The following is a 12,757-nucleotide window of genomic DNA, read 5'->3' on the forward strand; positions in this document are numbered from 1 at the left end:
CATGACCACACTATATGTCGATTTTAATGAAATGCCGGAAGCTGATCTCGTATTGCTTTCTACTCATGATAGCAAGATGGCGATAAATGGTCAGGCAGTACTGCTTAACGAGGGTGCAGAGGTCAACGTGTACATGGATGACATAGATGAAAACGGCGATGTTGATAATTTGGTGGCAACCGGAATCATTGAAAGGAATTCAAATCAAGCTTGGGGGGCGCAGGTTAAATGGTGCTGCCGCATAAATGCGGATGGTATTCGGCATCAGTCCGAATTCGATCCTGATAGCCTTGGTGCAGAGCGTGTTCGCCATTTTATGTAAACACCAACTCAATCACAGGTGTCAGCAACGAGTCAATTACCCCGGCCTCAAGAGGCTGTCGCAAAAGGGTTTTCAGTCGGTATCATTACTCCAACTGGCCGACATGTCATTCCCCCGTGCTCTCGCCTCGTCATTCCTGCGTAGGCAGGAATCCAGTGACACCTTAGTGCCTTCAGGGTGGGAACGTCGATCAAGGACACTTTTTTTTCTGTGCAATGAACACCTCCTGCTGCGCCTGAGCAGCACAGATATAAAAGGCGCATGCGCGCCACTGGATTGCCGCCTGCGCGGCAATGACGAATTGGGCGGCTGGGTGGATGCGCAATCGACCTGACTTGTGGGTAATGATCAGCGCGCTTTTGCGCGGGAACCTGGCGGCGTTCGTGCTTAAAAAAAATGCCAGAAATCATGCTGTTTTCAGTGCTAAAAACGACACTGGGTTTCCGCCAAAAGCATGCGGGAAGGGAATGACGAGGTATACGGTGTTTCAGGTGTAAAAAAGCGTCCATCAGGCTTTTGCGACGATCCGTTAAATTGTTAGTCAAAGCCCTCATGCCGGCTTTTTCTCCACCGCCCCCCGCACTTCAAACTGTATTTCATCAAGCAATTTACCGCTGCGATCGCGCAAGCTCACAGTATGCCGGCCTGGCCACGGAAACCAATCTGCTTCGAGTATGCCGGCGGCCTGTTGTTTGATGTTGGCGGTGCTTTTTATTGGCTTACCATCGATCAGCAAGATGCCCGGCTGCAAGCTTTGCGCGCGCAAGCGCATGCGTTGCCGTTGCGCCGGGATATCGGGGTCGAGCGCGACCACCATGCCGGCTTTCGGGTAGTTGATCGCTGCACGGATCTGGTCCGAGGCGGCGGTTAGCAAGCGGTCTTGCCCTGTACCGATGAGAAAATATTCGCTGCGCGGTGCTTCGCTGCTATCGGCATAGCTGATCGCTCTTTGCTCTACCCCGGCCGGCCGGCGCGGCGCGGCCGGTGCGGCGGCCCCGCGATGCAGGTAGTGTATAATTTCTTGCCACACCGGTGCTGCGCCGGTCTGGCCCGAGACATCCCACATCGGTGCCCCCGAGGCATTGCCAACCCAGACGCCGACGGTATACCGACCGCTGAAACCAATACACCAATTGTCGCGCATGTCTTTCGAGGTGCCGGTTTTGACTGCGCTCCAGACCCGCGTAGTCAAGGCGTTTTCCAAGCCGAAGGTGTGCGCCCGAGCAGCGCGGTCACTGAGTATATCGGCGACGATGAAGCTGGCGGCCGGATTCATGCGTTGCACGACCGGTGCGACGCGGGTCGCCAGTTCTTCGCGCAGCGCGCTGTAGCGCCCTTGATTGGCCAAGCTGCGGTAGGCATTGGTCAGCGCTGCCAGACTGACATCGGCACTGCCCAAGGCTAAGCTGTAACCGTAAAAATCACCGGATTCGCGTAGACCGAAGCCCAATGCTTGCAAGCGTTCGAAGAATACCTGCGGCTGCACGCTGACGAGCGTGCGCACCGCCGGAATGTTGAGCGATGCGGCCAAGGCAGTCCGCACGCTGATCAAGCCTTGGTAATGTTTGTCATAATTTTGTGGAATATACAGGCCATTGGTGGTGCTCAGGTTCAGCGCTTGGTCATCCAGCAGTGAGGCAGCCGTCAGCAGGCGTCGTTCCAGCGCCAATTCGTAGAGAAAGGGCTTGAGGGTCGAGCCGGCTTGACGTAAGGCGGTGACGGCATCGACTTGCGGGGCGTCAGACAAGCTGCCGCTCGAACCTACCCATGCCAACACCTCGCCGCTGGCATTGTCGAGTACCAACACGGCACCATCTTCCACATTGCGCTGCACCAAGGCTGCCAATTGCCGGCGCAAACTGTCGGCGGCAAACGCTTGTAAGCGGGCGTCGAGGGTGGATTGCACGCGGCGGCGGCGCTCCGATAATAGCCGGCGCGCCAGATGCGGAGCCAGGTTCAAAGCTGGCGGCAAGCTGTTGCTCAAGCCCGGGCCAGTCAAGCGTGCAAAGGCCAGTGTTGCTTGGCCTTGAAGGTTCAGGCACATGCTGCCCTGCCCTTGCTCTTGTAAGATCCGACAAGCGCGTGTACTGACGTTGGCGACACTGGCATTCGGTGCGCGCAGCAGTGCCACCGCCAAGGCTGACTCGACTTGATCGAGTCCGCTAGGATGTTTATCGAACAAGATGCGCGACAAAGCATGGACGCCGACCAATTCGCCGCGAAACGCCACCAAGTTCAGGTAGGCTTCTAAAATTTCATCTTTGCGCCAATTGCGCTCCAAAGATTGGGCGACCCAGGCTTGGTTGATCTTTTGTACGGTGCTGCGACCACCGGCGCGGCGGCGAAGTTTTTCATCGAGCAAACCGGCCAGTTGCATGGTGATGGTGGAGGCACCGCGGGTTTTGCTATTCCAAACATTGCCCCAAGCAGCGCCGGCCACAGCGCGCCAATCGATGCCGGAATGTTGGTAAAACTGCTTGTCTTCGGAGCTAATCAAGGCCAGGCGCAAGGCTGGAGAGATCTCGTCGAGCTTGACCCAAGGCAATTTGCGCTCGTTCATATTGACGCGTAATTGCTGGATCACGACGCCATGACGGTCTAATAACTCTCCTTCCGAGCTGGCAAACTCGGCTTTCAGTTGCGCCAAGCCTGGCAGCGCCGCCGCACTGCCACAAAACAACCACAACAGCAAAGGGTAACAAGCCCGGTGGCACCAATAGGAACGCGCCATCACTCTACCTGCAACAGCGCATTCGGCAGCTCAGCAAACATTTCCGGCGCATACATGGCTTCGACTCGACTGGCTGGCAAATGGAAGCGGCCGGCATTATTGAGCCGCATCGTGTACGACATGGTGAATTTGCCTTTCGGAATAAATTGGTAATAGCTGCGAAACGCGGAGAAACTGCGTTCTTCAAAGCTGGGCCACAGTTGCTCGGGCGGACGAGTTTGACGCTCGGCCAAGGCCGAATCACGCCCCAGGCCGGAGCCAAGCACAGTCGCCCCGGCCGGTATCGGATCGCTGACCACCACCGCGCTCATATCACTCTGCGCCTCAATCGCCAAGACCACGCGCAAAGTATCGCCACGGCTGTAACGGCCCGGGATTTTTTGCGTCAATGGCGTGACCGTCTTGACGAGGCGATAGCCGGCGCTGACGGGCGCGCGCAGCGGCTGGGCGGCCAAACTTTGCAGACTGAGCCAAGGTTTGCCTGCGCCATCATGTTGCACTTGCAAGCGGTCATCGCTGCCAGGCTGCGGCGGCCAGGCCAGCAAGCCGGCCGTGGGTGTGGCGCTGGCCCAATTTACGTTCAGCGCGGGCGAGGCTTTCTCAATGCCGCTGCGCAGCGTGATACGGCTCGTGCCGCTGACTTTATTTGCCTCGAATTTTTTGGAAAACTTTTCCATCGCCAGCAAACCCCAGACGTTGGCGGTGGTCGTCAGCCATTGTCCATTGACTTGCCGTTGCAAGGCCCCGCTAAAGATTTTCGGCAGCTCGTCGCGCCAGCTCGGTTCATTCAAGGCCAGCAAGACCAAACGGTTGCTGTTGACATCGGCATTGCTCATCAACCACCACCAGTAATCGCTGCTTTCGCTGCTCCAGCCTATGCGTGTGCCTTGGTAATCGAGTCGATTGCGCAACTGCTGTAAGGCTTCTTTGAGCGCGCCATCGCGTTGCGGTAGCGTCGGTACGCGTTGTAGTAATGCTAGCCAATCAAGCAAGGCACTGGTCGGCCACAGCGCCGGTGTCACTTGCACCGAGCCGAGCTGACGTGCGCTGATCGGACGGTAGCGCGACAAGGCTTCCAAGGCGGCCAGTTTGCGCACCTCAAGATCTTTGCGCGGGGCCCAAAAATCACGCGTGATCTTGCCATCGACGAAGGCGCTCAAGCCGTCGAGCATTTTTTCTTTTGCCGCCGACGGCAAGCTGTAGCCAGATTCATCGCTGACCGATAGCAGGTAGGCGCTCAAGCTGTCGCTGCCTTGGCGTTGCGCCGGATCATTGGGGGGATAAAAATACGCCAAGCCATCGCCATCGAGATACGCTGGCAATGCAGCGCTGAACTTTTGCCACAGCACTGGGTCGCGCAAACCTATGGCACGCGAGGCTTGTTGTTCCAAGCAAGTGTAAGGATACTGAGTGAAATAGCGCTTGAGCGCGGCACTGCCGTTACTGAGCGAGGGCGACAACGACACCGCGATGCCGCCACGCAGTGGCAAACTGCCTTCCGGTTGGCGCACCGCGAGCGACCAAGTTTGATCGATTTGCTGCAAACTGGCTTGCCGCACGCTCAGCATCACGGCCGGCAATAGCTGTTGATCGAGTTGCAGGGCATCGGCAGCGCTGCCGCCCTGCTCCTTGGCTTCAATGCGCCAGGCCAGTGCCACGCTTTCTTGGCTGCCGGACAAGGCCGGTGCGCTGACTTGCCAAGCCACTTCCTTGCTCGCACCAGCCGCTAGCGCGACTTGTTGCGGCGTTAAGGCCGCGCTATCCGTGCGCGCCTGCAAGGTCACCGACATGGCACGTGCGCTGGTATTGCGCAGCGTAAACATGGCGGAATACTGATCGCCCTCACGCACCATTGGTGGCAAGCCCGAAACGATTTGCAAATCTTGGGTGGCGCGGATACTGGTACTGCCGCTGCCGAACAAGGCCGCGCCACTGGTGGCGACGGCGACGATGCGGAAACTGCTCAGCGCATCATTGAGCGGCACTTCGATGCGTGCTTGCCCATTTGCATCAAGACGCACTGACGCTTGCCATAACAAGAGCGTATCGAGCAATTCGCGCGTCGGTGCCGTGCCACCACCGCCGCCAGCCGCCACCGCCTTGCGGCCGTAATGACGTTTGCCGATCACTTGCATCTGCGCCGTGGCGGTTTCCACGCCATAACTGCGTCTTTGCATCATGGCGGCCAGTACATCCCAACTCTCATTGGGCTGTAATTCAAGCAAGGCTTCATCGACGGCGGCAATCGCTACCTCGGCACCAGCCGCCGCTTTACCATCAGGCAATTTAACGCTGACCGTCACCTGCGCCTTGGCGCGGATAGGATAGGTCGCGCGGTCTGCTTTCACCTGCACTGCCAGCGCGTGAGCTGCGGTGCCGACGCGAATTTCAGCAATACCGAATTTAAACGCTGGTTTAGCCAGATCGACGGTGGCCGTCGGCGCTTGGTATTCGCGGTACTCTTGCCACCAATTCAGCGGCTCTTTCCAACCCCATTTGAAGAAGGAATACCACGGCACTTCGCGCAAGCGCGCGCGCACCGCCAATACCGATACAAACACATTGGGGCCATAGGAAGCCTTGATCGGCACGCGCACGGTCGGGTCGCGGCCCGTCAGTTCAAGCACCATGGTGTCGATGACCCCTTCGCGCTCGACTGCGACCAAGGCGGTGGCGGCGCGGAAAGGCATGCGCACCTGAAAACTAGCCGTCTCACCGGCTTGATAGCTTTTTTTCTCAGGAATCACGTCGATACGATCTTGATTTTCGCCATCAAACCAAATTTCATCGCCGGAGCTGGCCCAAAATGAAGCTTGCGCGGTGGAAATACGCCCTTGGGCATCTTTGGCGCTGGCCAGCAGCTCGATATTGCCCGATTGTTTCAGCGCTATGTCGCACAGTAATAAGCCGCGCTGGTCGGTTTTACCACTGCACAGGGTGCCCAGAGACTCGCTGCTTGCCACATTTTCATACGCATAAAAACCTCCGACCAAGCGTTTGCGATGCGAATTGCTGCGTTTGAGCGTGCCGGCTACGGTCATGGCGACCCCAGCTTGCGGCCGGCCGGCGGTATCGAGGGCGAGCGCGCTGAATCGCGCTTGTCGCTTCACCGCAATCCAGGCTTCGGTCTTGATGCCGACCACCACGGCCGCCGGCCACAAGGGCGTGAGCGCGCTGACGGTCTGTATCTCGCCATTGGGATCGGCGTAAGTCATCTCGGTTTGCACTTCCTTGGCGCGTGTCAGTGCGGGCAAGGCTTGCAACACGGTTTTGCCGGCACCGTTATTGTCGAGGGTGACGGAAATTTTATCGGCGATGATTTTTTGCTGCTCTTCTGCCGCATCAAAGACGCTGAAAGAAAAATTCTCATACTCAGGAAAGTGCACATTGCGTTCACGCAGCATTGCCGTGATTTGCACCGGTAAGCCGGCGGCACCGCCACCATTGAGATAATTCAATTGCACATTCAAGGGCAGGCTCGCAGGTGCAATCAGCGCGCCGGCCGGCGGCACGATGCGGCCTTGCAGCAATGGCAGACGCAACTCTTCGACCCGGAACGCCCCGGTCATATAGCTGCCGCCGTTGTCAGCACTGCTCGCCCCAGCACTGGCAGGGTCGCGGTCGAGTACGATCTCATAGCGTCCAAGTTTGGCTTGTGCTCGAATGGCAAAGCTGCTTTCGGCCAGATTTCCGGCACGCCAAGTGAGCGGGAATTGAAATTCCTGGTTGCTGCCTTGATGAATAATGCGTAAGCGCGTCGGCAATTTGTTTGCTGCAACAAATTCAAAACCACGACTGCTTTCGCTGCGTATCATGTGCTTCATCGATACCGTCTCACCAGCCCGCAACAAATTTCTATCGAGCACGGTATGCGCGCGCAGCGTTGCCGCCGGCATTTGCTCGGTCGGCAAATTGAAGCGAAAGGATTCTATGCCATTATTCCACGATGACAAGGCAAAGGCGACATCATCGCGGCCCAGCTCGTCGCGTTTGCGCGCACTGACAAAATAGCCGGGAATCTGCACGCTGTCGGGCTTGCCATCGGCCGCTGCGCAGCCGCCAACCAAGCCGGCTGGCAGCATGGCAATCCCTCGGCTATCAGAGCGCCCTTTCCATAGCAAATTGCCGCGACAATCGCTTAATTGCACAGCCGCATCAGCAACCGGCTTGGCATTATCCAAGCGCGTCACCCACACCATGCCGGTTTCCCGCGCCAATTTCAGATGCACGGCCAGATTAGTGACCAGCGCGCTGGTACGGACGAACATCGGTGCCGGTTTTGCCAACAAGGCAGCACCCAAGCTCGGTGAGGCCAATTCCAATACATAGAAACCGGGCGCGTCAAATGGAATACCGATGACTTCGAAGGGGCGGCTCGCCTGTGCCGCATACGAAGGTAACTTCAGCGTGCGTGCGCTGCTTTCTTGCGCCAGCAATCCGAGGCTGCGCGTTTCCACATCGCGCCCTTGCAGGCGCAACGTGCGTTCATGGTAGCGATTGAGCTTACTGATCCAAGCGATGATCGCGCCATCGTCATCGACTTTAAGTTTGGAAAGCTGACCGGGAGCGATACGCCCGTCGGCGCTACGCATCAATAATTCCGGCTCGACGTTACGCAGTGACAGAGGCAGACTGGCACCACCGTTGAGTTCAATGATGCCAAACGGGGAAGCGGGAAATTTTGCCAAGGGCGGGTAATCGGCCATCGCTACCGTGAGCGGAAACTGTGCGGCATTGCTGAGCGGCCGGCCACTCTGGTCCTTGATTCCGGTTGGCAATTCCAAACGCACGCTGGCATTGGCCGGCAGCGGCGTTTTGAAAGTCAGACGGCTGACCCAGGCGACACGCTCATTGTCGTAAAAAAACGGTTTGATCTGACGATCACCGGCCCGCAATACGATTTTTTCCGCTATAGCGCGTGGGATCTCGGTAGAAAACAGCAAATGCAGCGGCAGCACCGGGGTGCAAGCGGCATTCGCGTTTTCACGCTGGCAAGAAAATTTCGCACTGAAAGGGCTGCGCACCTTGTAGGGGAAGCGCTGGTCTGCTTGGGCAGCTTTGTCCTTGGAGGCCTCACCTTGCCAGACCAGACGGACTGCGACATCGGCCGGAAAGCTTTGTTGGCATTGCAGTGTGGCGACGCTGGCAGGCTTGATCTCTTTGGCAAATTCATTGAGCAAGGCCGTGCGCGCCGCGCCGCTCACGAGTTTCACTGGCACCCGCTCGTGGATGCCGGCGATTTCGCAATAGGCGCGCGCGCGCAAGCTTGCCTCATCGACCGGGGCACTGAAAAACAAGATGAATGCCTGTTCTTCTTCAATCTCGGCATCGGCATACGGCTCGATACGCTCGACGCGCGCAGCAGCGGCTTGAAAGACGAAGCGGCGTTGGCCCTCGAGCGCATTGCCGGCGCGGGTTTTGAGCGCGCTCGACAACTGAAAGCTGCACGGCTTGCCACTCTGTGGCGCGCGGCTGAACTCGTAGACCCAGTTGCGCTCATCAAGCCAGCGGCCACTGCCAGTTGCACTGCAATTGATGTCGAATGGCGCAGCCGCAGCATTATCGCCAAAGGCAATCATGGGTTCAGAAAACCGAACCTTGACCTGATTGAGCTGCGCCACCGTACCCTGTGGCGTAAATTGTTCAACCTGCGCTGCCAGCGCGCTGCCCACTATCGTGAGCGCACTCAACAGCGCGGCCTGTACTGCATTCCAAACCAACTTCATCCCTACCTCCAGTCACCACGCAATTCTTCCACTTTTTGCTGCAAGATCAGGGGTGTGACCGCTGCGGCGGCAATCGGTTCAGCCACCACTAACTCAAGTTTGGAAAACAGTCCGCGCCGGAATGCGCGCTGGAAGGGGTTGCCTGTGCCGCGTGACAATAAGCTGCCCCACAAACCACGTAAAGCCATAGGGTAGACCGGCACGGGCGAACGTTCAAGGATTTTCATGATACCGCCTTTGAACTGATTGATGTCACCAGTCGCAGTGAGCTTGCCTTCAGGGAAAATACACAGCAATTCACCTTCATGCAGGGCTTGGGCAATCTCGATATAGGCTTTTTCCATCAGCCATTGATCTTCCTTGGCCGGCGCAATCGGTATCGCTTTGGCGGTGCGGAAAATCCACGACAGGAAAGGAATCTTGAAAATGCGATGATCCATGACGAAGCGAATCGGCCGTGGACTCAAAGCCATGATCACGATGGCGTCCATGTAGCTGACGTGATTGCAGACTAATATCGCCGCGCCCTCTTCCGGCAGGCGTTCGGTTTGCACGGTCTTGATCCGGTACACGGTGTGAATCAGTAACCAGGCAATGAAGCGCATTAAAAATTCTGGCACCAGACTGAAAATATACAAGGCGACCAAAGCATTGAGGATGGCCGTGAACATAAAAATCTGCGGAATCGTGTAACCGCGTACCAGCAAGGCCGAGGCAGTTAATGAGGCGACTACCATGAAAATAGCATTAAGGATATTCATGCCGGCAATCGTGCGCGACAAATGTTGGGGATCGCAACGTGTTTGAATTACCGCAAATAAGGGTACGATGTATAAGCCGCCGAACACGCCGAGCAAGAGGATGTCGAATAAAATACGCAGACTACCGGCGGTGCTGATGAATTGCAGCATATCGACCGTGTGCGTATTCACATAAGCAACGCTGGCGAAGTACAGTTCCAAACCGAATACGGTCAAGCCAATCGCACCGAAGGGCACCAGACCAATTTCGACCTTGCGACCGGATAATTTTTCACACAGCAAGGAACCGGAACCGATGCCGACGGAAAAGATGGCCAGCAACAAAACAAACACACCGTGATCACCATGCAGGTAATTTTTCGCATACAGCGGAAATTGCGCCAGAATGATGGCACCGTAAAACCAAAACCATGAATTGCCTAGCAAAGACAGAAATACTGGGCGATTTTGTTTACTGAAAGCCAAATTTCGCAGCGTTTCCGACCAAGGATTCCAATTCATCTGCAAATCCGGTGCCGGTGCCGGCGAATACGGAATGCGCAGACTGGTCAGATAGCCGATGAGCGCAATGCCGATCGCGCCAAAAGCAATCAACTCGGTGCCCCAAGGTTGATGCACGACCAGCAGCGCGCCGAGTATTTCACCGAGCAAAATGCCGACGAAGGTCCCCATCTCGATCAAACCATTGCCACCGATGAGCTCATCGCGACTTAAATGTTGCGGCAAATAGGCATACTTGACTGGGCCAAACAGGGTGGAATGAATCCCCATGCCAGCCACGGCAGCGATCAAGACCCACAAATTATGCTGCATCCAGCCATAGGCGGCGACCGACATGATGATCACTTCGAGCAATTTGACCTTGCGCGCCATCCGGCCTTTTTCATATTTATCGGCTAACTGGCCCGAGCTGGCAGAAAACAGCACAAATGGCAGAATGAATAAGCCCGGTATCAATTGATTGAGTAAGCCGACATCGAGCGTGGTCCAATGCAAGGCATCGAAGGTCAATACCGTCAGTAAGGCAGTTTTGAAGACATTGTCGTTGAAAGCACCGAGAAATTGGGTCCAAAAAAACGGCGCGAAACGCCGTTGCTTGAGCAGCGTAAACTGGCTGTGTTGGCTCATGAAAAGACCTGATCAAAAAATGTGACGATAAAGATGAAGGCTACGACAACGGCCTCTTGTTAAGCGCGAAAAAAATCAATTGCTTGCTGAACTGATAATATTTTACAGCAAGATTGCTGTGCCAAGTGCAGCGCCAGCTCTAATTGTTCCGGCGTGGTGCCCCAAGGCCCGGGCGTGTTGCTGACTTCATGCGAATACAAGATCAGCCAGCCGCCGTCACGTGCGGTGTCGGCGATCAGCTGCGCCAGCACAGCCGTATCGGTACTGGCCGCATACAGTGGCTGAGCGCGCAAAGCCGCCAGATCGGCACGGCCGACATGACGGCCGCCGCCGGTGATGCGGCTATAGCTGAAGCGTCGCGCCGCCGCCAATTTGCTACCGAGATCGTAGGCACCGAAGGGAAACGCAAAGCCGCCGGTGCGAAGGCCGTGCTGTTGAAAAAAATCTTGATTGGCTTGCCAGTCGCGCGCCAAGGCCGCTACCTCATGTTGCGCGCAATTCGTATGCGAAAAGGTATGGCAGCCGATTTCATGACCACGTTGCGCCAAGCTATGCAAATCGGCCAAGCTGTGGCATAACTGCCCCTGTTCCGGCTGGTCCGTCAACGATCCGCAGACATAAAAGCTGGCACGGCCAGCGTAAGCTTCCAACAGCGCCGCGCCAGCTTGGCAGGCACTGGCCGGCACATCATCAAAACACAGGCTGACTACGCCTGGTCCGCGGTTTAAGGGCAGCCAATTGCAGGCCACGTGGCGCGCCGCTAAACGGCTCAGCCGGGTACGCAGCGGCGTCATGGTCGTAACGCCTCAGGAGCACTCAAACCCCGTTGATACCGATTGATACCGGCGCGGCCGGCGGCGCCACTCTGGTTTTCAAAGGTATATTCAAAACCGACTTTGACGATGTTCTGGCTCAGGTTCAAATTTGCCGCATCGCCCGAAGTTTTTTCATGAAAACCATCGAGCAGCAAGCGAAAGCCGCGTTCAAATTGATAGCTGGCACCCAGTCCCAGTCTTTGCAAATTCTCGCTGAGGGCACCGCTGTTGGCGGCGGTAGCGAGACGTGGAATCAAAGTCTGGGTGCTGTTCTGACGCAAGGCTGACAGATTGAATTGGAGCTTTTCTGAAGTTTTCCATAAAGCATCGAAACGCGCGCCCTTGCTCTGCACATACAGAACACTTGGGTCGACGATAGAAAACGGGCGGTCAAACAATTGCACATCAAGACGCAATTTCGGCGAGTACAGGTAGGTGCCGCGCCAAATCGCATTAAACAGATGGGTATTGCGTTCGTTTAAGCTTTGGTAAGCGCGCCGTATCGTACCGAGATGCACACTGCTATTGGTTTTCACGCTGTAACGCCATTCGCCGTCGAGAAACAGCTCGTTTTCGTGATATTGGCGATCGAGATCGTTGATCTGTTGCGCATTCCTGTCGGGGTAATCGGTGCGCGCCCAGCGATTGCCGGCTTCGATACTCGAACCGGTGCCGGTCAGATAGCGCAGACCCAGTTGTTCGCCGCTTTCACGAAAATCATAGAGCCGATTAACATTAAGGTCATACGACAAGCTGCTACGATACCATTTCGTCGCCAGCAACCAGTCATCGCTGATATGTAGGTTAAGGCTGGCATCGACGTGTTGTTCATGTTCGAGATCTTTGTCAGTCAAACTCCCGTTAAGGTAGGGAAACAAACGTTCCGCAGCACCGACACTGACTCGTCCGCTCAGCAACTTGCTTGCCACCCATTCGAATGCGGCGTCGCCGGCATGCGGTTGGTGATCGAGCTGGCGATACGCGTTGTAATGCCGTTCACCCAGCGTGGCACTCAGTATCAAGCGGGTTTGATCCGACAACAGCGGGACGATGGCGGCCAGACGCAAATCGGCCGCCGCCACCGTTGCGGCTGGGCGGGCCAGCGCGTTTTGTGCAGCATCAAGCTGATCCGTATAAAAACGCAGCGGGTTACTATCGCGGCTGAGCGAGGTTTCCAGTTGCAATACCAAGTCAGTCGTGGCTGCAGCCGGCGCGCTGCACAGCGCCGTCAGTAACCACAGCAACAGTCGCCTTGGTAGCACCTGTTTGATCGT

The 12,757-nt window shown here is 56.5% G+C and carries 6 protein-coding genes; 1 reads left to right on the forward strand and 5 read right to left on the reverse strand.

What is annotated here, in order from left to right; genetic code table 11:
• Position 1 precedes the first annotated feature (1 nt).
• Positions 2-322: a hypothetical protein gene (locus RHM61_RS16620; protein WP_322248403.1), complete on the forward strand. Its 321-nt coding sequence runs from the start codon at positions 2-4 to the stop codon at positions 320-322.
• A 550-nt stretch (positions 323-872) separates the two neighbouring features.
• On the opposite strand, the gene pbpC is transcribed toward RHM61_RS16620, so the two are convergent.
• The 5 genes from pbpC to RHM61_RS16645 are packed head-to-tail and all read right to left on the reverse strand — an operon-like array spanning position 873 to position 12,727.
• The gene (gene pbpC, locus RHM61_RS16625; RefSeq protein ID WP_322248404.1) at positions 873-3,053 is read right to left on the reverse strand and encodes a penicillin-binding protein 1C; all 2,181 of its coding nucleotides are present in this window, start codon (positions 3,051-3,053) and stop codon (positions 873-875) included.
• Positions 3,053-8,779, reverse strand: a complete 5,727-nt coding sequence (locus RHM61_RS16630) for an alpha-2-macroglobulin family protein (RefSeq protein WP_322248405.1) — start codon at positions 8,777-8,779, stop codon at positions 3,053-3,055. Before RHM61_RS16630 ends, pbpC begins: the two co-directional genes overlap by 1 nt.
• A 2-nt stretch (positions 8,780-8,781) precedes the next feature.
• On the reverse strand, positions 8,782-10,668 hold the full coding sequence (locus tag RHM61_RS16635; RefSeq protein WP_322248406.1) for an MFS transporter: 1,887 nt from the start codon (positions 10,666-10,668) through the stop codon (positions 8,782-8,784).
• 59 nt (positions 10,669-10,727) lie between these two features.
• Entirely contained in the window at positions 10,728-11,462 is a 735-nt protein-coding gene (locus tag RHM61_RS16640) for a polysaccharide deacetylase family protein (RefSeq protein ID WP_322248407.1), read from the reverse strand.
• Positions 11,459-12,727, reverse strand: a complete 1,269-nt coding sequence (locus RHM61_RS16645; protein ID WP_322248408.1) for a hypothetical protein — start codon at positions 12,725-12,727, stop codon at positions 11,459-11,461. Before RHM61_RS16645 ends, RHM61_RS16640 begins: the two co-directional genes overlap by 4 nt.
• Positions 12,728-12,757 lie beyond the last annotated feature (30 nt).

This window comes from Undibacterium sp. CCC3.4, assembly GCF_034347425.1.
Taxonomy (GTDB): domain Bacteria; phylum Pseudomonadota; class Gammaproteobacteria; order Burkholderiales; family Burkholderiaceae_D; genus Undibacterium.